The sequence below is a fragment of the Paenibacillus sp. FSL R7-0179 genome, from assembly GCF_038002265.1.
In the GTDB taxonomy this organism is placed as follows: Bacteria; Bacillota; Bacilli; order Paenibacillales; family Paenibacillaceae; genus Paenibacillus_AQ.
Map to the genome: position 1 here is coordinate 2,973,865 of NZ_JBBOCC010000002.1, position 20,864 is coordinate 2,994,728.

The 20,864-nt window shown below is 49.5% G+C and carries 20 protein-coding genes; 18 read left to right on the forward strand and 2 right to left on the reverse strand.

Annotated features, from left to right (window positions below; translation table 11 throughout):
• The first annotated feature begins 175 nt into the window (after window positions 1-175).
• The 16 genes from MKX63_RS29160 to MKX63_RS29235 all read left to right on the forward strand — a co-directional run bounded on the left by MKX63_RS29160 (window position 176) and on the right by MKX63_RS29235 (window position 16,842).
• Complete coding sequence (locus MKX63_RS29160) at window positions 176-1,324, forward strand: AMP-binding protein (protein ID WP_341022114.1); 1,149 nt, start codon at window positions 176-178, stop codon at window positions 1,322-1,324.
• Entirely contained in the window at window positions 1,317-1,598 is a 282-nt protein-coding gene (locus MKX63_RS29165) for a phosphopantetheine-binding protein (RefSeq protein ID WP_341022116.1), read from the forward strand. Before MKX63_RS29160 ends, MKX63_RS29165 begins: the two co-directional genes overlap by 8 nt.
• Window positions 1,599-1,624: 26 nt before the next feature.
• Entirely contained in the window at window positions 1,625-1,897 is a 273-nt protein-coding gene (locus MKX63_RS29170) for an acyl carrier protein (RefSeq protein ID WP_341022118.1), read from the forward strand.
• A 1-nt stretch (window position 1,898) separates the two neighbouring features.
• Window positions 1,899-2,858, forward strand: a complete 960-nt coding sequence (locus tag MKX63_RS29175; RefSeq protein WP_341022119.1) for a DUF6005 family protein — start codon at window positions 1,899-1,901, stop codon at window positions 2,856-2,858.
• A complete protein-coding gene (locus MKX63_RS29180; RefSeq protein ID WP_341022121.1) occupies window positions 2,809-4,182 on the forward strand; it encodes a glycosyltransferase family 4 protein in 1,374 nt (457 codons plus the stop codon). The genes MKX63_RS29175 and MKX63_RS29180 overlap by 50 nt, the downstream gene beginning before the upstream one ends.
• The gene (locus MKX63_RS29185) at window positions 4,169-5,965 is read left to right on the forward strand and encodes an ABC transporter ATP-binding protein (protein ID WP_341022122.1); all 1,797 of its coding nucleotides are present in this window, start codon (window positions 4,169-4,171) and stop codon (window positions 5,963-5,965) included. Before MKX63_RS29180 ends, MKX63_RS29185 begins: the two co-directional genes overlap by 14 nt.
• Entirely contained in the window at window positions 5,962-7,506 is a 1,545-nt protein-coding gene (locus tag MKX63_RS29190) for a class I adenylate-forming enzyme family protein (protein WP_341022123.1), read from the forward strand. Before MKX63_RS29185 ends, MKX63_RS29190 begins: the two co-directional genes overlap by 4 nt.
• Window positions 7,490-7,747: an acyl carrier protein gene (locus tag MKX63_RS29195; RefSeq protein ID WP_341022125.1), complete on the forward strand. Its 258-nt coding sequence runs from the start codon at window positions 7,490-7,492 to the stop codon at window positions 7,745-7,747. Before MKX63_RS29190 ends, MKX63_RS29195 begins: the two co-directional genes overlap by 17 nt.
• Entirely contained in the window at window positions 7,744-8,886 is a 1,143-nt protein-coding gene (locus MKX63_RS29200) for a hypothetical protein (RefSeq protein WP_341022126.1), read from the forward strand. The genes MKX63_RS29195 and MKX63_RS29200 overlap by 4 nt, the downstream gene beginning before the upstream one ends.
• 4 nt (window positions 8,887-8,890) lie before the next feature.
• On the forward strand, window positions 8,891-9,883 hold the full coding sequence (locus tag MKX63_RS29205; protein WP_341022127.1) for a hypothetical protein: 993 nt from the start codon (window positions 8,891-8,893) through the stop codon (window positions 9,881-9,883).
• Between the two features lie 46 nt (window positions 9,884-9,929).
• On the forward strand, window positions 9,930-10,742 hold the full coding sequence (locus tag MKX63_RS29210; RefSeq protein ID WP_341023337.1) for a sugar phosphate isomerase/epimerase family protein: 813 nt from the start codon (window positions 9,930-9,932) through the stop codon (window positions 10,740-10,742).
• Window positions 10,739-12,025 (forward strand): ATP-grasp domain-containing protein, encoded by a 1,287-nt coding sequence (locus MKX63_RS29215; RefSeq protein WP_341022128.1) that lies wholly within the window; start codon window positions 10,739-10,741, stop codon window positions 12,023-12,025. The genes MKX63_RS29210 and MKX63_RS29215 overlap by 4 nt, the downstream gene beginning before the upstream one ends.
• Entirely contained in the window at window positions 12,022-13,296 is a 1,275-nt protein-coding gene (locus MKX63_RS29220; protein ID WP_341022130.1) for a hypothetical protein, read from the forward strand. The genes MKX63_RS29215 and MKX63_RS29220 overlap by 4 nt, the downstream gene beginning before the upstream one ends.
• 23 nt (window positions 13,297-13,319) lie before the next feature.
• A complete protein-coding gene (locus MKX63_RS29225; RefSeq protein ID WP_341022132.1) occupies window positions 13,320-14,372 on the forward strand; it encodes a hypothetical protein in 1,053 nt (350 codons plus the stop codon).
• 88 nt (window positions 14,373-14,460) lie between these two features.
• Window positions 14,461-15,192 carry an MBL fold metallo-hydrolase gene (locus MKX63_RS29230; protein WP_341022133.1) on the forward strand — a complete coding sequence of 244 codons (732 nt, stop codon included), beginning with the start codon at window positions 14,461-14,463 and terminating at the stop codon, window positions 15,190-15,192.
• Window positions 15,193-15,417: 225 nt separating this feature from the next.
• Window positions 15,418-16,842, forward strand: a complete 1,425-nt coding sequence (locus tag MKX63_RS29235) for a glycoside hydrolase family 1 protein (RefSeq protein WP_341022135.1) — start codon at window positions 15,418-15,420, stop codon at window positions 16,840-16,842.
• A 95-nt stretch (window positions 16,843-16,937) separates the two neighbouring features.
• Here the strand turns inward: MKX63_RS29235 and MKX63_RS29240 are convergent, their stop codons facing one another.
• Window positions 16,938-17,681, reverse strand: coding sequence for a MurR/RpiR family transcriptional regulator (locus tag MKX63_RS29240; RefSeq protein ID WP_341022136.1), 744 nt, complete (start codon window positions 17,679-17,681; stop codon window positions 16,938-16,940).
• A gap of 218 nt (window positions 17,682-17,899) precedes the next feature.
• Between MKX63_RS29240 and MKX63_RS29245 the strand changes: the two genes are divergently transcribed.
• Window positions 17,900-19,762 carry a beta-glucoside-specific PTS transporter subunit IIABC gene (locus MKX63_RS29245; protein WP_341022137.1) on the forward strand — a complete coding sequence of 621 codons (1,863 nt, stop codon included), beginning with the start codon at window positions 17,900-17,902 and terminating at the stop codon, window positions 19,760-19,762.
• 51 nt (window positions 19,763-19,813) lie between these two features.
• On the opposite strand, the gene MKX63_RS29250 is transcribed toward MKX63_RS29245, so the two are convergent.
• On the reverse strand, window positions 19,814-20,170 hold the full coding sequence (locus tag MKX63_RS29250) for a winged helix-turn-helix transcriptional regulator (protein WP_341022139.1): 357 nt from the start codon (window positions 20,168-20,170) through the stop codon (window positions 19,814-19,816).
• Window positions 20,171-20,275: 105 nt separating this feature from the next.
• Between MKX63_RS29250 and MKX63_RS29255 the strand changes: the two genes are divergently transcribed.
• Complete coding sequence (locus MKX63_RS29255; RefSeq protein WP_341022141.1) at window positions 20,276-20,857, forward strand: flavin reductase family protein; 582 nt, start codon at window positions 20,276-20,278, stop codon at window positions 20,855-20,857.
• Window positions 20,858-20,864: the final 7 nt, after the last annotated feature.

The following is a 20,864-nucleotide window of genomic DNA, read 5'->3' on the forward strand; positions in this document are numbered from 1 at the left end:
ACGTCGCTCTGTGTCGAAAATACCTAAAGAAGTCAAAAAATCTCATAGGAAAGGAGAACCCATGTTCATTGTTAATAAAGAACATTATGACCAGCATGAGCTGGAACGTCGAATAAACGCGATATATGCATTATTGGGTTCCTCTGTTTGGAAGGAACGGCGGACAGCTGTATGCATGAAGGAACCGGCGAATATTCTGGCTGCCACGGAGCTGATTATCAGGAATGAGGGTTCAGTGCTTCTGATCAATGGCGACACCCCAGTTGAAAGCGCTCTCCGTCAAGCCGAGGACGCAGGCTGTACGGGTCTGCTGACCGACGCAGGAGGCAACGCCGTCTTTCACCCTCTACACTCACGCCTGGATCGGATGGATGGGGAGCCGTCCTTGCTTCAATTCAGCTCCGGCACGACCGGCGCTCCCAAGCTGGTTGAACGGCCCTGGTCTCATGTGCAAATGGAAATCGAGGCCTACAACAAGCTGCTGCCCGGCAGCGGGGAGGATCAACCGATCATTCTGGTGCCCGTGTCCCATTCCTTCGGATTCATCACAGGCACGCTTTCCGCACTGAAGCGCGGAGTCGAGCCGGTTATCGTGACGGAGAAGAACCCCAAGTTCGCCCTGAATCTCATGCAGCAGCATGATCGCCATGTGGTGTATGCGGTGCCCTTCCTCTTTCAAATTCTGCTCAGCCTGATGAGAGAGAAGGTGCTGCTTAGAAAGATGGTATCCTCTGGTTCCCCGATGTCCGCAGAACTGCTGAACAGGCTTGCGGGTGCAGGTGTGGAGGTGATCCAGCAATACGGATGCTCTGAGGCGGGCTGCATCTCGCTTGGCGACCGGCCCTCCGATTCTACGGATGTCGGGATGATTCTGGAGCATATGGCAATTGAAAGGCCCGGAACACGGGAACAGCCGGATGAAATAATCATTGCCACAGGCGGACGCCGGATTCATACCGGAGATATGGGATATTGGCTCAGCGGCAGGCTTCATGTTCAGTGCCGGATGGATGATCTGATTAATGTGTCAGGACTGAAGGTAGCTCCCTCCGAGGTGGAGGATGTCATTCAGAGGCTGGGCGGCGTTCAGGAAGCTGTCGTGCACAAGGCTCCGCATCCCGTCTGGGGGGAAGCTGTCAAAGCTCGAATCATTCGGAAGAGCGATGCGCTGTCTCAGGAGGAGGTGAAGAGGTGGTGCGCGCGGTTTCTGCCTGCGTATAAAGTTCCAGGCTTTATTGCTTTTACGGAGGACATTCCGAAGACGAGTACAGGAAAGGTTATGCGAAAACAATTGGTAGAAGAGGAGTATGGTATTCATGGATAAGGAACAAACGGTATCTCAATTGAGGCAGCTCATGTCCGAACAATTGGAGCTCTCTCTCCCGGACACCATTAAAGAGGAAGATCGGCTGTACGAAGACCTAAACGTAGATTCGATCATGGTACTCCAATTGGTGGTATACATCGAGGAAGTGTTCAACGTAACTGTGCCCGAGGAGGAGCTGGACCCTGCCGTTTTCCAAACGGTCGGTTCTTTAGTCGATTTCATCCACGCCCTCAAGGGGGAGCACATCGCCCAAATGGAAACCAAATCTTAAGATCATAGAAAAGGATGGATATGATGATGAACGTGAATGAACAGGATATCGTTCAATTCGTGATTGACCGGGTGGCCGATTTGACCTCCAGACCGGAGCTTACGGAGGAATTGAATGGGGACGCCCCGCTAGAGGATGCCGGCGTGGACTCGGTGCTGCTGGTCAACCTGATGATGCAGATTGAACAGCAGTACGACATTTTTTACGAGGACGACGAGCTTCTGCAGGAGAACTTCGCCACCGCACGCTTGATCTCACAACGCATATTGGCCAAACGGGCCATTAAAACCGGGGTTTGACGTGAAGCAAGCCCATTGCTTTCTGAACGGACTCGGTTATGGCTTGGAGCAAGCCGGATGGGATGAACGTCCGCTCTATATCGGCGCTTGGGACGCGCCATTCAGCGTTACGGAGGACGGCAAGCTGACCTATTTCTCAGCGGACATCACACCGTCCGAATATTTGCGGCTGTTCACCCGCCTGTACGGGGAAGGGGCCATGGAATGGTATGATTACGGGGCCGAAAAGCGCGACAACCTGAAGAGGTTTCTGGAGGTCCTGCGGCGTAATCCGGATCTTCCTGTTTTGGTGCAGCTCGACCTGTTTCATATGCCCTATCAAAAAAGAACGTTCCAAACCATGCATCAGCCCCATTTTGTCATCGTACACGGAATGCGGGGCAATCAATTTGTGGTATACGATCGCTATTTCGAATGGGAAGGGTTAGTGGCCGCGAGCCATGTACACGATGCATTTCTGAGCAATGAGCTGGGCGGGGGACTGCTGCTTCATCCCGAATGGCTCCATGCGCCGGACGCCCACGAGGTGGCGAGAATCTTCGAGGATACGATAGTGACCGATCCGGGTGAACGATCGCTAACCGGCATGGTGAGGCGGAGAATTATGCAGACGGTGGAGTCGCCCGACATATATCCGCCCGGGGCCTTGAAGGATGCTGTATCCCAGCTCGGTATCCTCGCCAAACGCAAATACAGCTACGGACTGCTGTATCAATATTTTTCGGAAGCGCTTACTCAAGGTACGGAGCTATATCAGGAGCAGCTGGAAGGATTCATACGAATGTGGAGTACGCTCGCGTACCTGGCGATCCGTACGTCCATGCCGGGACGAACCGGGGAAATCGGACTGCTGGTGGATAAGGTGGAGCAGCTGCACAGGACGGAGCAACAACTGAAGGAGGAATTGAACGATGTCTATCTTCGCTGGAAACCTCGATTTGCATGCGGAGTGCAGACCTAGGGTGGGCTGCTTCGACGGCCATTCCCCCCGGTTGAATGAACGGGTAATTGATGACCAATGGACCGGGTATCTGGCTGAATATACGGAGCTCATCCGCATTCCGCCAGTACGCTTTGCCAAGATCTTCGGGGGTTCGCTTCGCCAGTTCTCCAAGCAGCCGATGTCTTCGCTTCCGCAAGCATCGGAGCGGCTGGCCCGATTATGCGAGGAATACGGAATTGATACGCTTTATGTCAACGCTCCTTACTTCATGCCTTTCTTGATGCTGGTTCGGAGCTTCGCCAAGCTTCCGCTTCGCTTCATGGTTATCGCCCATTCCGTCGCATCCGCCCGTTGGCTGACAACCTGGCTGTCCTGTGCGCCTTGGATTACAGAACAGGATGTGCTGCTTGCCAGTACGGAATCCTGCAGACAGGCGCTGGTTAATCTCTCACCCCGGTATGCGCATGCCCATAAGATCCCGTTATGCATCGACACCTTGCTGGCTGCGGAGCCGGTTCGGCCGCTTGCCGGTAAACGTCTGTTATCCATCGGCCGCCTGGAAGAGGTCAAGAACATTCATGTGCTCTTAGAGGCTATGGCGGAGATCAAGCAGCGTGTCCCGGACACTGTATTGACGATTGCCGGAGAATATACGGGGTCTACGCAGGAAGCGGACCGGTATAAAGATCGGCTTGAAGCCCTCGTAGCGGAATATAGACTGGAGCAAACCGTGGAGTTCACAGGTCCCGTCCACGGGAGTGAGAAAGACCGTCTGTTCCGGGAATCCAGGCTTCTGGTCAACCTCTCCACCGATCCGGGAGAGACGTTTGGCTTCAACCTCCTGGAAGCGAAAGCCTACGGTCTTCCTGCGGTCTGCACCGGCTGGGACGGTTTCGGGGAGCTGCTTGTTGACGGCGAGGACGGCTCCTTTGTCCAGGTCGATTGGTCCGGTGAACATCCGAAGATAGATCTGGACGGGGTGGTTCGCAGCTGCACCGAGGTTCTGCTGGATGAGAAGCTTCACGTCAAGCTCTCGCAAGGAGCGCGACGTGGCGCTCTAATGTACGACTATCGAACCATCATGCCGCAGATCAGGGCGCTCCTGAATGCTCCGCTTGGACAGATAACGGGTGGGGCAGAGGAGACCGCCCTACTTGAATCTTCTATGCGAACGCTGAACGAAATCTATCATTGCAGCTTATTGGAAGCGACAGGCTGTTTGAGTGAATCGCCGCTGTCGGTTCTGGATTGGCAGCCGCAGGGTGACGCGGAGGAATGGATGCGCAAGGTGAAGCCGCTTATTCAACATTTTGCCGGGAGGAACCATCATGCACACATTTAAACTGTTCCGACGTCTTGCTCCCTACGTGAAGATCAAATGGAATTTAACCTTGATCGCTTATGTTTGCACGTTTCTGCAATTGGGACTCGTCATGCTTCAGCCCTTAATCTTCGCCTACCTGATCGATCACGTGCTGATTGACGGAAACCGTAAGCTGATTGTCCCGCTGCTTAGCCTTTCCTTGGGAATAGGTGTTCTCTCCATCGTATTTCTGTTTATCCGGGTCGGTTTGTTCCGATATCTGGGCATCTGTAACACGCTGGATATCCGGGACGAGCTGTTGAAGCATGTCCGGCAGATCCCCGTTCCGGAAATTCAGAAGGAAGGACCCGGGAAATTCTCGGCCTTGCTCGGGATGGATACAGCTACGATGGGAAATTTCCTCAACCACATTCTGGTCGAGATTACCTCACAGCTGTTTATGATGCTGATATCCCTCGGAATCCTGTACTATATGGACTGGCGGCTTGGCATCGTTGCGACGCTTAGCATCCCCTTCCTCTTCTGGGTGCCAGGACTGTTCCGCAGCCCTGTGGCGCGTTATTCGTCCGACGTTCGGACCCATAATGAAGAGATCGGAACCTATCTCTATGAAGCGATCGAAAGTTCGCAAGAAATCCGGGCTTTAGGACTAGAGGGATGGGAACGGAAGCGGAATGAAACGATGTACAAGGGGCTGGTGAAGGCCAGCACCCGGGAGACGCTATATGCCGTGATGTCGTTTCAAATCAGCGGTTTCGTGATTAGCCTGATCCTGGCTGCCATCTATTGGATCGGCAGCTATCAGGTGCTCGGCCAAATGATGACTGTTGGCATAATGGTTGCTTCCGTAACCTATCTGCAAAACGCTCTGAATCCGGTACAGCAGATTAACAACTTTTTCAGAGAGCTTCAAGGCGCGGAAGTTGCTATGGGCAGAATCGAGCAATTTATCCAGACCCCGATCGATCCCTATTCGGAAAACGAGAGGAAGCAGGTTTCGCCTGCAAGGGAGCCTGAGCTTAAAGCAACGCCATCCGATATCGAAGTGTGCAGTCTGCGCGTCGGGTACGGTGGAACGGAAATCTTGAAGGATCTATCCCTGTCGCTGTCTCCGGGCAAGGTGTATGCTTTCGTCGGGCGAAGCGGGTCTGGGAAATCCACCCTTTTCCGGGCGCTTATTGGGATGATGCCCGTTCTCGAAGGTGAAATTCGAATCGGCGGACAGAATCTGGAGGAGATGACCCGCAGCGCGATCAGCCGCAAGGTGGGCATCGTGTTCCAGGAGCCCTACTTGTTCCGGGGTACCCTTATGGAAAATATTACTGTCGGGAAGCTGGACGCGACGGAGGAGATGGTCATGCAGGCAGCCCGGAACGCGCAGCTCGGATCTCTGCTCGATCAACTGCCGGAAGGACTTAACACGAAGATTGACCATAGAGGCTTCCAGCTATCTGGCGGACAGCGGCAGAGGCTGGCTATTGCGCGTGTCCTCTTGCGCGATCCCGATATTCTGATCCTGGACGAACCGACCTCCGCCTTGGACCAGCTTACGGAGAGTGAACTCATGAATTCCATACGCCACGCCATGGCGGGCAAGACGGTTCTGGTAGCCACCCATCGTCTGCAAACCATTATGAACGCGGACCGTATTCTGGTGCTGGAGAACGGTTGTCTGGTGGCGGAAGGCGACCACGAACAGCTTATGAAGCAATCGGCTGAGTATTATGCTATGGCATCAACCTTCGAGCGCGATACCTCAGTGGCCGGACAGGCATCTCATAAAGAGGAGGTTCTCGTATGAATGGCATAGGCACCCTCAGAGAATTGTTTCAACGTGCACGAAGGCATGACCGGGGAATCACTTACGCGGCACGAAGCGGCGAGTCCGATTGGACAAGCTATGCGGAACTTGGAAACCGCATGGACCTTCTCGCTGAACGGCTGAAGCAGGAGCAGCTGCGTCCGAATTTTATCGGGGCCGTCTGGATGGCTCCGACGCCAGAGTGTCTGGCTGTCATCGGGGCCGTCATTTTGGCGGGAGGCATTCCGCTCCCCATCCACAGCTACATGCCAGGACAGGACATGCTTCGCCTCATCCGCAAATTTGAACCCGAAGCTGTCTTCGTCTCTGAAGAGAAGCTGCCAATCCTTGCGGAATGGAGCAGACAAGGGGAAGCGTTACCATTCTACCTGTATGCAGGTATGGCAGGCGGACCGATTGCAGGAATCGGCGATGCTTTGCGGCCGATACGCCGGTACACACCGCCAGAGGCCGTGCGTATGATATTCCTCTCCTCCGGTTCGACGGGAGAGCCTAAGGGGATCATGCTGAGCGACCACAACATGCTGTCCAATGTAGACGCGATTCTGGACTACACGACTCTGTGCGACGAGGACATCGTTCTGCTCTCGAAGTCACTGGGGTATTGCTCGACAATTGTTGGGGAGTGGTTTACCGCTATGGCCTCTGGAGCCAATCTGGTTCTAAGCGGGGGCTTCATGCATCCCTTCGAGATGATCCAATGCGTCCGTAAGAACAAGGTGACCTTCTTATGCACTGTGCCGTCTGCGATCCTGCCTCTAATCCATTCCGCCAAATGGACGGCGGAGGATCTGCTCACGCTCCGGCAGATGCTCATTGTCGGCGGCCCGATGCCTGCCGTCATGCTGCTTCGTTTGGCTGAGCGTCTGCCTCACGTCCGGCTGACGCCCTCCTATGGACTGACCGAAGCCTCTCCGCGCGTCTCGTATTTGCCCTACGCTCAGTTGAGGACGAAACCGCAATCCGCCGGGATACCTATTAACGGCGTCGAGCTGACCATCATTCAGAACGGAAGGGAGGCGGCAACAGGGGAGAGCGGAGAGGTGGTCGTCCGGGGGCCGAATGTGATGGTCGGCTATTATAACGATCCGGACCGCACCCGCGAGACACTAGACCCCCTCGGCCTGCACACCCGGGATACCGGGTATCTGGATGAGGATGGATATTTGCACTTGACCGGGCGAACCGATAACGCTCTCCTTGTTGGGGGACACACGGTGTACCCGGAAGCGGTCGAAAGCGTCCTATTAAGCTTGCCTGGGGTGGCGGACGCTGCTGTGACGGCGGTAGAAGACCTTCAATGGGGACATCGTCTGATTGCCGTGGTAGTATCCGAAGCTTCCGAAGAGCCTGTCAGCAACTCGGAACTGCAGGCTTGGTGCGTAAAGCGGTTATCCCCGGCCTTGCGTCCCAGGGAGTTCCGCTTCGTTACGGCTCTGCCCAAAACAGCCAGCGGAAAGCTGGACCGCAAAGCCCTGAAATCTATGGTGAAGGAGGAAGATCATGTCCACCCAGCATGAAGATCTATTCTTTAAGGTGAGAGAAACGATAGCCGCTGTGGCCATGAGGCCAACAAGCGAGGTCGAGCTGGACCATGCTTTGGTAGATGATCTGGGAATCGACTCCATTCAAATCCTGGAGCTGCTGGCAGCGCTGGAGGATACATTCGGCTTTGAGCTGGATGTGGACGATATTCGCCCGGAATCGTTCCGAAGCGTCCAGGCTGTATTGCATTTTGTAGAACGCAAGGTGGCTTCATGAAAGTGTTCACCCCGGACCATTTGCAAGAGCTGGCCGACGAATTGTGCCGGACGTACCCATTCTATAACCCTCATACGGACGTTGATTTCCATCAGCTGCCGATTACAAATAAACACTTGATCGCAGGCAACCGCGCCCTTTTCGAACATCCCGATGCGAGGCGGGTGATCGAATCGTTCACCTCAGGAACTACCGGAGTGCCGTTCCGCTGCGTGAAAACCCCGGAGGAGATATGGAAACTCTCGCTGACCCTGTATAAGCATCGAAAAAAGTGGGGGCTGCCGTCCAGACACCGGATGCTGCTGCTGAGCAACCGTCTGCTGGCGGAGCCCAGGTCCCTTAGACATTATGCAGAACAGATCATCAGGGAAGATCCTCATTTTATCCAAGGGAGAGCCTCGGCTCTCTGCGCATTGGCCGAATATATACGTGACGAGGGGTATTCGTTGCCGCCCTCCCTTCTGTTTACCCAGAACTGGGGCGAAACGCTGCATGGCTCCCAGAAAGAACGGATCGGGGAGGTGTTCCGCGTTCCATGCGTAGACTACTACGGTTTGGAAGAGTTCTGGTGTATCGCGTTCGCAGGCCAGAGCGGCCAACTGGAAATTGATGAGTCTGCCGTATATGTGGAAATTATAGATCCGGCCTCTGGACTCCATGTAGAGGAGGGGGAATTCGGCGAAGTGTTGGTCACCTCGCTGATCATGAGGAGTCTGCCTTATGTCCGTTACCGGACAGGAGATATCGGAAGTATTCGCAGGGACCCTGAAACCGGCAGTCTCCTTCTTGGGCTGCTTCCCGTTCGAACATCCCAGATCCGGCTGCCTGGAGCGCAGGTGCATTCCGCCGTCTTCCGGTATTTGGACAAGTTTTTTTGGGAGCTTGCTGCAGCCAGAGGAGTCCGCCAATTTCAGATCGTGCAGAATACATTCACCTCTTTTTCCGTCCGGCTGGCGACTGAAGCCTCGCCAAGCGAGTTCGAGGATGTGCAGACCAAGCTATCCACTTTTCTTCACCAAGCGGCGGGCAAGCCTGTGAAATTGTTCATAGAAACCGTCTCCCAAATCGAAGCCGATCCTGTCAGCGGCAAAATACCGTCCTTTGTTTGCCGTATTTCATCAAATGAAGAAGGAGAATGAAGATATGACGTCTCATACAGATACGCCGGATGCCAAGCCGGAAATGATAAAGCTGGCGGCGATGGAATGTGCAGCTTCCTGTATCTTGACCCACTTATACCGGTCCGGGGCCAACCCTGATCTGTTTCTGCTGAATTACTGGAATGTCAATTATGTTTCGCGCATTATTACGGCGAGCCAGCATGTGCGATTGAACACAAGCTTGCCTTTTCTGTACGGCATCCATCTGGTTTGCAAGGGAGCTGGACCTGAGTCGCTCAAGCAGTTTGTTCAGTCAGGGAACCGTGCGGTAGTGAAATGCCGCCCATCCGATCTGACTTTTTTCCCTTCTAATATGCTGAGCATGGCGGAGAGTGGATTCGATCATTATGTCCTCGCAGATAGCTTCGATGAAGCGCGTAACGCCTTCAGAGTATTCGATCCCATTGTCGATTTCGACGGATTCCTGACCGGAGAAGAGCTGCTGCGGGCATCGGCGGAGCAGGAAGAGGAGGAACTCATTTTCTACGAGCTTCAGCCGGATCAAGAAGGGAAGGGGTTCGAGTCTCCCGGCAAGCGTGAGATCTTCGCCTATGCAGCCAAGCGAAACTACGAAATGTATGTCCGTTCTCAGTACAGCTCGGGTACCGCCGCATTGGACAGCTTTGCCCGGGATTTGCAGGAATCTTTAGCTTTAAGCCCGGAACAAACCTCGAACTGGTTGAGCCAGAACTCGATCGCCATTGCTACCATAACCAAGCTCCGGTCTTCCATATGGAATAGCTTTGTCAAGCTGGGCATGATGGACAAGGGGCAGGTGCTGGAAGGAACGAACCGGATCAGCGGGATCGTGAAGTTATGGACGACACTGAATTTCTTGCTGGTGAAATACCGCAAGAACATCGGGGACGAAGCGCTGCTGCGCTCAGCTCTTGCCAGGCTGCAGGAAATTCGGGATGGGGAGCTTCAATTCCTGGCCTGGATGAATGGAATAGGCGGTGATCTGACTGCGGTATAATCTATGCACGATTTCTTTTCGACACGAGCTGGTATCCTTCCGGGAGCTGTTCCGTTATGCTCTTGATACGGGCTTCAACGGTATAGAACTGTGGGGCGTGCATGCCAAGGCTTTGCTTCGCCAACGGGGAAAGGAGCTGGGAGGTATGCTGGACGAGATGTTCAGCTACGGGCTCGAAATCAACATGCTGAGCGATTATATCCCTCTCATGGAGAATATCCCAATGGACGTTCTGCTTCAGGAATGGCAGGAAACCGTACAAGCTGCCAAGGCGTTCCACACAGATAAGCTGAGGATTTTCGCTGGAAACCTGAGCAGTCCATCTCTTGATGAGAAGGACTGGGAGCGTTGCACCAAGCGTCTACATATCCTTTGCGCTGTTGCAGAGAGGGAAGGGGTCTATACCGTGGTTGAGACTCATCCGGGAACCGCTGCCGACGGCTTAGATTCCACACTTCAATTGCTCAGGCAAACCGACCATCCTGCCTTGAAACTGAATTTGGACTTTCTGCACCTTTGGGAATCGGGTGCTGATCCCCTTGCCGCCTACGAACGCTTGAAGCCATGGATGGTCAATATCCATCTGAAGAATGTGGAATCCCGGCAATGTCTCGAAGTATTCTCTCCTAACAATATATATTCTCCGAGCGGCAGCCGCAGAGGTATCGTACCCTTGGCCGATGGAGAAATGGACTGCCAAGCCATCATGAAGCGCCTTATCTTGGACCCTACCCGAGCCCCGGTATCTCTGGAATGGTTCGGAGCGAACCCATTTCAAATCTTAAAGTCGGAGCTAGGCTGGCTTAAAGGGCTGGAGTATGGTCACAAGCTGGAGAAAGTGGAGGTGAGGGATAAATGAATAACGCACCTTATATGGAGCATCTGACCGGAACGCGCGCAGCGAAGCTCTGGTACTCAAATATTAATTGGGAGCAAGGCAAAGCCGCTCAAGAAATTCGCTTACCTTATATTAACAATGCGTCCGGAGATCGGCTCGTATCGCAAATGGACCTCTACCAAATTTATTTGGCTGACGAAGAAGATCTTGTTCTCCTGAAAGAGGCTCCGGCCCCTGAATTCCTATCTTATTTGGAAGAAGAGAAGATAGCCCTCCCCTCCATCGCGATTGGGGCACGGTCTGAATATACGGGTGAGTTTCGCAACCGGATTGCTGTTCCTTACTTGATAGACGAGCAGGAGGAGCAGTTTCTCAAGGAAAACGGCGGGAGATGGACCGGCCCGCCCGCCCGATTGTCCGTGGAACTGAACAGCAAGATCGCAACGCGTAAATTATGCGAAGAAATCAGCTTTCCAGTCAGCGACGGCAAGATATGCGAGGGGCTTGACGCGATCCGCCGTGCTTGCGCCGAGTTGGAGGGACGGCATCCTGGCGCCCGGCTGGTTGTAAAAACCGCTTACGGTTCTTCCGGTAAAGCGCTGTTCCATATCCATCGAGGCGCGGATTTGGAGACGCTGCTTGGATATTTAGCGAGGCAGATCTCTCGGGGAGGCGGGCAACCGGTTGTGACGGTGGAGCGCTGGCATCAGGTCGAGCGCCATCTGACGGCACAACTCTGGCTGGGGGTGACAGATTGCAAGATCCTGGCGATGACCGAGCAGAGGATTACGGATGCAGGAGTGTACAGGGGGAGCCGTCTGCACCCGGACCTGCCCGAATCCTTGACCGTAGCTTATACCGAACGGCTGCAACAGCTGGGTAAAGCTTTACATTCCCGGGGCTACAAGGGTTTCATCGGGGTAGACTCCATACTGGATGAAGACGGAACTTTAATACCGGTGATTGAGATCAATGCCCGTCTTACCATGGTCACGTATTTGCTAAAGCTTCGCAAGCACTTGCTCGAACGCGGGTTTCCTATAATTGAGACTCAATCCTATGATTTCAAGCTCCACCCTGGAGCCCAATTTGCAGATTTTGCCGAAAAGCTGACATCACTAAGGATCTCTGCCGAACAAGGCGGGGCATTCGTGTATGGTTTCCACCAGGATGGGGATTCGGCAGACCGTATCCGGCCTTGCAGGGTCTCGACTCTGACCTGGGGGGTGGACGATGAAGCTGAGAAGCTTGCCCGTCAAGGGCTGGAGGAAGCAATCATGCAATGGAGGGGAGCTGTCGTATGACTATGGTTTCACAACAACTGTCTAATCAGCAGGAGGTAGGCCAACCCTTTTGGCTGGAAGCAGCCAAGTTGTTTGGATCACCCGTTTATGTCTATGACGAGGGAAAGCTGGCCTCCGATTATTTTTCGCTGCGGGATGCTTTACCCAAGGATGTTACGCTATATTATTCCATGAAAGTCAACCCCAATCCGGAGGTATGCCGCCTTATAAACGGCTGGGGTTCGCCGATCGAAGTCGCATCGGTTGGGGAATATGAAATCGCCCGCTCCAGCGGGGTACATCCGCACAGCATCGTGTTTACAGGACCGGGCAAAAGCGCGGACGAGATTCATCATGTGCTTCGCCATGGGATCTACGCAATTAATGCGGAGTCCATCCCGGAGCTATTCGTTATTCACGATGAAGCGGTTGCGCTGGGTATGTCCGCTCCCGTTATGTTAAGGGTCAATTTGTCTACTGGAGCCAAAGGCTCACGTATGTCATCGGTCGGACTTGCCTCCCAGTTTGGCATCGACGACAGTGAAATTCATGAAGCGGTGCAAACCGCCATTAATCTTGCAGGGGTAGAGCTGATCGGGCTGCATACGTACCAAGGCACGCAAAATTTCCACCTCGACTTTTATCGGGAGAGCGTTCCGATGATGTTCGCTCTCACTCGGCAGGTGCGAAGCCAATTCGGCCTGCAGCTTCGATGTTTAGGGCTAGGCGGCGGTTTCGGCGTTCCCATGTTTGAAGGCGATGAGCCGTTTCCTGTGGAAGCTTTCGGGGCGTATCTTGCCGAGGAGCTAGAGCGCAACCGGGATCTGGAGTTGGAGATGGTATTCGTAGAATCAGGGCGGCGAATTGCCGCAACGATGGGGATTTATGCGGTCAGAGTGCTGTACACCAAGCTCTCCAAAGGCAAAGCCTTCGCCATTGTCGATGGGGGAACCCACCATCGGGCTTTTTCCAGCCTTATGGGACGAAGCTTCAAGCAGCCTCTGCCGCTTCAGCTTTGGAAGGCGGGGGAGCGTAAGCTATACGAATCCGGCGAAGGAGAAGGCCGAATCTCCTACAATGTTTGCGGTAAATTGTGTACTCCCACAGACGTGCTGCAAGGCAGCGTCATGCTTCCCCCTCTAGAGCCGGGGGATTGGATCGCGTTTCCCCATGTGGGGGCATATGGCTTGACCTGCGGCAATGTTCATTTTCTGTCTCATGCTCTTCCAAAGGAAGTTATTCTTCGTCCTGACGGTACGTTAAATGATGTGAGCTGGCTATCAAATAAGTAAGTTCATCATAGGGAGTTGACCATGTGACACCTACCCATCGGATTGTGCCTTATAATGACATATGGCTTGATTGTGTCAATAATAACTTGATGTCGATTCTCATTAGTCATCATTCATCGTTCGAGAAGCTGCCTCTGACTTTTAAAACGCAATACTGGAAAAAAATCATCAACCAGAAATTCCTCGAAGGCAGCTTAGAAAGCATGCTTCATCAAGGATTAATGCTGCCGAAGGTTCAATATGACACGGAACAGGTCTATCATTATCTTCGCTTTGAGGATCAGCTTCTTGAGCCATCTGATATACCTTTCCTGGATAAGATGATTCAAGGCGCTTTAGACAAGCAGAAATATGTCTTTCTCGATGTGGACCGCTTTTTTTATTCCAGTGGAAGAGAAGCTGGAAAAACACATTTTATCCATCCGACCTTTATTCATGGAACATGTGCGAGTAGGGAGGCATACACCGTCATTGAAGATTGCTTATCTCCAGGACGAATGCACGATTATCAAACTCCACTTGAAGTCATTAAGGAATCTACCCAATATCTAATGAAAAGCGGCCAAAAAGTTAGATTCATAATGGTTTCTGTGCATGAAGAATCAATAAGAAATTTTAACGATGAATTTTCAGTACAGGACTCGTTTATCTCAGAACTCAGCAGCAATCTATTGGATGATAAAGTCGTTTATCTTGAGCAATATGATCTTAGTTATCAGCTGGGACTAAAAACGTTGACCGATTATGTAGAGGAATTCGAAGAAGTTGTAGGTAATCTGAACGATACTAGCATATTTGCCTTGAGAAGCAGTTCTTTTGCACAGAATCATAAGAAGAACAACAGGCTTTTTAAGTTACTAGAAGATCAGTCGTCCCATCCAAATCTCTATAAGAAGTTAGCAGAACAAAGCTTGGAGCTAAGTCATTTATGGGAAATTTATAGAACCACAGTGATTAGAATGATCGTATCTAATCATGTTCAAAATCAAGCTATCGTAAAACTCGAAGAGATTGTGAAGAAAGAATATAACATGGTCCAGACGATGAAAATGGCAACTGAGGCTAGTAACTCTTAGAAAAGTGTTGACCTCATACTTACTTTTAAGTAATATAACATTCTTGCTAAATGATGGGGTGATCAACGAGCGAGCTAAGTATATTTTAATGGTTTTTCCAATTTTGCAAAGAGGAAAGGAAGATAAAAAGATGTCTGTTTCTCAAATGAATATCGGAATTAAAGCGATAGAGCTTCAAATGGAATACTATGGCGGACCATTTGATGTATATCCAACATTGTTATGGGATGAACAGAATCTTGTGCTTGTCGATACCGGGATTCCTGGGCAATTGGATCAGATCCGCACGTTACTTGAAGCAGAAGGATTTGGTCTAGATAAGCTGACGCATATCATCATCACGCATCAAGATGGCGATCACATTGGCAGTCTGCCGGAACTAATTCAGGCAAGGGGGAACGAGGTAACGGTGCTTGCACATAAGGAGGCTGTACCTTATTTGACGGGAGCCATTCCGCTGCTTAAAAGTAAAACCTTCGCACCGCCTGTGCACGTTCATCAGGCACTGAAGGATAAAGACATTCTGCCCCTGGCCGGTGGTATTCAAGTCGTCTTTACACCTGGACACACGCCAGATCACATGTCGCTATATCATATTCCAAGCCAAACGTTAATTGCTGGCGATGCATTAAATTCAAAAGATGGAAACCTTCTGTCCTTTGACGATGAATACACGTTGGATCATCCTACTGCGTTGAAGTCGATTGCCAAACTCTTAGAGCTGGATATTAGAAAAGTGATCACTTATCATGGTAACGAAGTTACACATGGAATCAAGGAAACTCTTCAACAAATAATAAATACAACAACCTCTATCTGACCCGAAAAATAATGAAATAACCTATGATAATGAAGTCGTCGTTTTGGCGGCTTTTTTGTTTTGCCAGCCTATAGGAAACTCTTGAAACACTGCGTTACTTTTATGTTACAAATGTGAATCTGTGATACCTTGAACTAAATACGAAATAACATGTATTTCATGAAATAATCTCTGTAACATAGATTGTGATCAAGTAAATCGTTATAAGAAAGGTGGACATACCAAATGAATCAAACATTTCAATTTCCTAAGGGTTTTTTATGGGGCGGTTCCGTCTCTGCGAACCAAATTGAGGGTGCATATCTAGAGGACGGGAAAGGACTCTCCATTTCGGATATCATGCCGCACGGCATTCAGACACCTCCAACAGCAGAACCAACAGAGGAGAATATGAAGTTAATCGGGATTGACTTCTACCATCGCTACAAGGAGGACATTAAGCTCCTTGCCGAAATGGGCTTCAAAGTTTTCCGCACGTCTATCGCCTGGTCCAGAATCTTCCCCAAAGGAGATGAACTTGAGCCTAACGAAAAAGGCCTTCAATTTTACGACAACCTGTTTGACGAGTGCCGGAAATACGGGATTGAACCTCTAGTTACGATCTCTCACTATGAGACTCCCCTACATCTCGTTAGAGAATATGATGGCTGGGCGAATCGCAAGATGATCGGTTTCTATGAACGTTATGTGCGGGCCATTTTCAACAGATATAAAGACAAAGTGAAATATTGGCTCACATTTAACGAGATTAATTCGATTCTGGAACATCCGTTTGTGGGCGGCGGGATTAACACACCGGTGGATCAACTTAGCCAACAGGATCTGTACCAAGCGGTTCACCACGAGTTTGTTGGAAGTGCGCTAGCGGTTAAAATAGGGCATGAAATTAACCCTGAGTTCAAAATTGGCTGTATGGTCATTGCTATGCCGATTTACCCGTTGACTCCTGATCCTAATGATATGATCAGAGTGATGGAAGCTGATCATAAGAATACAGGTTTCACAGATGTCCATGTGCGTGGTTACTACCCGGGCTACATGAAACGTTATTTGAAAGATAACGGGATTACGATTCATTTTGAACCTGGCGACGAGGAGATTCTGAAAAACACCGTAGACTTTATATCCTTCAGCTATTATCAAAGCTGTTGTGAAACTGCTGATCCTGCCAAGCAAATTAAAGGAGAAGGAAACCTAATTGGTGGTGTTCCGAATCCTCTCTTGAGCGCGAGTGATTGGGGTTGGCAGATCGACCCTCAAGGCCTGAGGTACATCATGAATGCGATGTATGACCGTTATCAGAAACCATTGTTTATCGTTGAAAATGGATTAGGGGCCGTAGACGAACTGATCACGGATGAGCATGGCCACAAAACAGTTATTGATGACTATCGCATCAATTATTTGAAGGAGCACTTGCTTCAAGTCGCTGAAGCCATCCAAGATGGTGTTGAATTAATGGGCTATGCAACATGGGGTTGTATTGACTTGGTTAGTGCAACAACTGCGGAAATGAAAAAACGGTACGGATTCATCTACGTGGATCGTCATGATGATGGTTCAGGAACATTGGAACGCTATCGTAAGAAGTCCTTCCACTGGTATAAGAATGTCATTCAGACCAACGGGAGCAGTTTGTTTCGAGAATAGCGATAGGCACTAACATTGGAAAACAGAAAAAAATAACAAAAGGCCGCGAACAGGCGGTTCTTTGTTATTTTACAATTTGATATCTGAACACCCTCTCATTCTAAATTCTCCATTTCTTTGAAAACCTCTCGCCCCAGCCATTCTAACAGGAAAGCAACAGGAACCTGAGTGGTGATGTTAGTTGTTTCGTAATACTCTTCCTTAACATAATAAGGGATACTTACATCTGAAATTTTAGCCATGGTGGATTGGCGATTGTTCGTTATCGCAATAATTTTATTCTTCTCCTGCTTGATCCGCTGGAGATAAGGAAGAACATACGGATTGTCACCTCGCGTCGATAATGCAATCGTAACACTGTTTTTTTGCACTCGAGTATGAACAGGATAATGAGGATCTTTTATGTACACGGAGTAGATCCCTAAATTCGAAAAAAATCTGGCTCCATACTCGCCCATGATTCCTGAGCTGCCAATACCAATAAAAATGACGCTATTGGCTTCAGCAATTAACTTTGCTGCCATTCGAATTTTCTCCTCCAATTCAGGAGCTTGAGAACGTTCAAAAAACTCATAGACCGCATGATGTGGACTTTTCAATTCCTGCTTGGTTAGTTTATCCCTTTGGAAAACAAGCATCTTCAGTTTTACTTTAAATTCTGAAAATCCCTCACATTGATTCTTTCTGCAGAATCTCAGAATGGTGGCTGTAGAGACATGAGTTTCATCGGCCAGCTCTCTAATACGCATGTACGCCACCTTTTCCATGTTTTGAGTAATATAGTTAAACAAGGATAGCTCCAATTCATTATAGGACGAGATTTGCTCACTGGTGAACATGGATATACACTCCCTTAGACCATAATAATAAGAATAGGTAATCTGCTTAGGCAGTATACATCACCTTTTTCGAAAAAACAACACGTTACTTTTTTGTTACAAAAGTCAATATGTGTCACTCCAAACAAAACACGAAAATCTATATATTTGCTGCTCTGATCTGAGTATCATGAATTTATAACATATTACTAATAAAAAAATAAAGGGGCTCAAGTACTATGGATAAACAACAATTGTCCAAGGATATTCTCAAGCTGGTTGGTGGCGAAGAAAATATTGATCAAGTTACTCACTGTATGACTCGGTTGAGATTTAATCTAAACGATAACAATCAAGCAGACAAAACAGCGTTAAAAAACACGCCTGGCGTTATGGGTGTAACGGAAAACGGCGGACAGTTCCAGGTGATCATCGGCAATGAAGTATCCGATGTGTATCAAGCACTAGTGAACAACATGAGCAAGACCAATAAAAAAGACAGCGCTTCAACACAAGGAAAGAAGCAAAGAAATCCGATCAGCGCGTTATTTGATTTCATTGCCGGTATGTTCACGCCAATTCTGCCGGCCATTGCTGGCGCAGGAATGATCAAAGGGATCGTGTCCATTCTGGTGGCTATGGGCTGGATGACGAATACAAGTTCAACCTACATCATTTTGACCGCTGTCGGCGATGGCGCGTTCTACTTTCTGCCTATTATTTTGGCCGTTAGTGCTGCGAAGAAAATGGGGGGGAATGTTTATGTGGGAGCTGCACTGGCGGCCGGCCTAATGCATCCCAACATTACTGCCTTGCTTCAAGCGGGTGATACATCGTTTGCAGGCATTAAGGTTATTGCTACATCCTATGCCTCATCCGTTATTCCTATAGTCATTGCCATCTGGATTGCTTCTTACGTAGAAAGAGCTATTGACCGCATCACTCATGCTTCACTGAAGCTGATTGTTGTACCAACCGTTACCTTACTTATCATGGTACCGCTAACATTGATAGCCATCGGGCCACTTGGCGGAATTATTGGAAACGGTTTATCCGGGGGAATCAGCTGGTTATTTGATAACGCATCCATTTTTGCGAGTATTTTGATCGGGGGCACGATGTCCGTGCTGATTATTACTGGCATGCATTATGCGCTGTTGCCGCTTGCAGTGGGTTCGATTGCAGCACTTGGTTATGATTTCATCATACCGTTAATGTTCGCAGCGAATATGGCGCAGGGCGGTGCTGCATTTGGTGTGGGCTTCAAGTCCAACAATCCCCAGACCCAATCGCTTTCTTATTCTACAGGACTTACTGCTCTTATGGGGATTACGGAGCCTGCAATGTACGGAATTAACATGAAATTCAAAAAACCATTTATTGCAGCGCTCATAGGAGGAGCCGTAGCCGGGGCCTTTATGGGAACCTTTTCGGTTAAAGCCTATTTCATCGGCACTGTAGGTCTTCCGGGAGCTGCCGCATATGTCGGTCCAACTATTAGTAACCTGCTCTATGCACTGATTGCTGCTGTAATTGCATTCGTTGTAGCTGCCGTCATTACCTATATACTGGGCTTCCAGGAAGAGGCGGCTGCACCGTCAGCAAGTTCCCCGACAACATCTGAAGGAACAGAAGATATTACATTACAGGATCAACCCATATTCAGCCCGATGAATGGGGAAATTAAGCCGCTTAGCCTGGTACCAGATCCTGCTTTTTCTGAAGAGATGATGGGTAAAGGATTTGCTATTCAGCCTACTGAAGGACGTGCGGTTTCTCCAGTTAACGGAACAGTAATATCTGTGTCCAAGAGTGGACATGCCATTGGTCTTGTGAGTGATCTTGGCGCGGAGATGCTGATTCACATCGGGATTGATACCGTGAAGCTGAAAGGCCAATTCTTCTCGCCAAAGGTACAGGCTGGGGCTAAAGTATCCGTAGGTGATTTATTGATGGAATTTGACCGTATAGAGATCGAGAAAGCGGGTTACAACATGATTACACCAGTCATTGTTACGAATATGTATCAATATACGGATATCCAATCGGCTGGTCGTACCACAATCAATGCACAAGAATTGATGTACACAGTCAAAGCCTAATTTTCTATAGCGGCAGTGATTCCAAATCTGGAACGCTGCCGCTTTTGTCGATCACTCGTGACTTAGTAGCTCATCATCTATATGATCTACTCCCCATTTGCACAGCTCTTGCAGAGCAGGGATGAGGGACTTACCACGCTCTGAGAGGTAGTACTCTACTTTAGGAGGTACTTGTGCGTATTCATGGCGTGTAATGAGCGAATCAGCCTCTAGCTCTTTTAATTGATTGCTAAGCATTTTGTGAGTAATTCCTTGAAGCGCTTTTTTCAACTCGCCATAACGCATAACCTCTTCCTTCAAAAGTAGGAATAAGATATGTAATTTCCATTTACCGCTAATTAGCGATAAGGTATACACAAATGATTGATGGCTGTTTTCTTTTTCATTTCTTGTTTTACATTGAATCATGCAATACTCTCCTTTTTGATAGTATCTTACTAAAAAGTGCATACTAGTCTATTTCGATGTTTCAATTATACTATATATCATAACTGAAGGGAGGTATTTTTAATTATGAAGGATTTCAGTCCACGTGCTTTTGGTTACGGCTATCCCATGCCACTTTTGATGGTATCTACTTACGATGAGAACGGAACTGTCAATGTGATGAATTTGCACTGGTGCACGATGAATCACGGAGGATATATCAATTTAGGTGTGGGTACAAATAAAAAGACGCACGAGAATATCGAAAAAATGGGGGCCTTTTCGGTTGCACTGGCCACTCAAAGTCTAATGAAGGAAGCAGACTTTTTGGGCTCAGTGTCGGGGTATAGAGATTCAGATAAATTCGCAAAAGCAGGCCTGAAGGCCACTAAAAGCAAATACGTTAATGCACCGATCATTGAGGAGAGTACTTTGGTAATCGAATGCGAACTCGCTGAGATTGTAAGAGGTAATCATATCCATGCGATAGTCGGGAAGATGGTCAATATAGCAGTAGATGAATCAGTCTTGAATGAAAAGGGCAAAATTGATGCTACGAAGACAGGGATGTTGTTTTTTGATTCATTCAGCAACAGCTATTTCACTTTAGGAGATAAAGTGGGAGAGGCGTGGAATGAAGGAAGAGCATTTATGACTCTTAATAATTAAAATGAAA

What these genes read in the sequence shown, in the direction of transcription:
- MKX63_RS29170 (WP_341022118.1), top strand. Translation starts at nt 1,625, where the DNA reads ATGAACGTGAATGAACAGGATATCGTTCAATTCGTGATTGACCGGGTG.
- MKX63_RS29240 (WP_341022136.1), bottom strand. Translation starts at nt 17,681, where the DNA reads ATGTTCACCAGTGAGCAAATCTCGTCCTATAATGAATTGGAGCTATCC.
- MKX63_RS29195 (WP_341022125.1), top strand. Translation starts at nt 7,490, where the DNA reads ATGTCCACCCAGCATGAAGATCTATTCTTTAAGGTGAGAGAAACGATA.
- MKX63_RS29185 (WP_341022122.1), top strand. Translation starts at nt 4,169, where the DNA reads ATGCACACATTTAAACTGTTCCGACGTCTTGCTCCCTACGTGAAGATC.
- MKX63_RS29255 (WP_341022141.1), top strand. Translation starts at nt 20,276, where the DNA reads ATGAAGGATTTCAGTCCACGTGCTTTTGGTTACGGCTATCCCATGCCA.
- MKX63_RS29250 (WP_341022139.1), bottom strand. Translation starts at nt 20,170, where the DNA reads ATGATTCAATGTAAAACAAGAAATGAAAAAGAAAACAGCCATCAATCA.
- MKX63_RS29235 (WP_341022135.1), top strand. Translation starts at nt 15,418, where the DNA reads ATGAATCAAACATTTCAATTTCCTAAGGGTTTTTTATGGGGCGGTTCC.
- MKX63_RS29180 (WP_341022121.1), top strand. Translation starts at nt 2,809, where the DNA reads ATGTCTATCTTCGCTGGAAACCTCGATTTGCATGCGGAGTGCAGACCT.
- MKX63_RS29165 (WP_341022116.1), top strand. Translation starts at nt 1,317, where the DNA reads ATGGATAAGGAACAAACGGTATCTCAATTGAGGCAGCTCATGTCCGAA.
- MKX63_RS29190 (WP_341022123.1), top strand. Translation starts at nt 5,962, where the DNA reads ATGAATGGCATAGGCACCCTCAGAGAATTGTTTCAACGTGCACGAAGG.
- MKX63_RS29200 (WP_341022126.1), top strand. Translation starts at nt 7,744, where the DNA reads ATGAAAGTGTTCACCCCGGACCATTTGCAAGAGCTGGCCGACGAATTG.
- MKX63_RS29220 (WP_341022130.1), top strand. Translation starts at nt 12,022, where the DNA reads ATGACTATGGTTTCACAACAACTGTCTAATCAGCAGGAGGTAGGCCAA.
- MKX63_RS29205 (WP_341022127.1), top strand. Translation starts at nt 8,891, where the DNA reads ATGACGTCTCATACAGATACGCCGGATGCCAAGCCGGAAATGATAAAG.
- MKX63_RS29215 (WP_341022128.1), top strand. Translation starts at nt 10,739, where the DNA reads ATGAATAACGCACCTTATATGGAGCATCTGACCGGAACGCGCGCAGCG.
- MKX63_RS29160 (WP_341022114.1), top strand. Translation starts at nt 176, where the DNA reads ATGAAGGAACCGGCGAATATTCTGGCTGCCACGGAGCTGATTATCAGG.
- MKX63_RS29230 (WP_341022133.1), top strand. Translation starts at nt 14,461, where the DNA reads ATGGTTTTTCCAATTTTGCAAAGAGGAAAGGAAGATAAAAAGATGTCT.
- MKX63_RS29245 (WP_341022137.1), top strand. Translation starts at nt 17,900, where the DNA reads ATGGATAAACAACAATTGTCCAAGGATATTCTCAAGCTGGTTGGTGGC.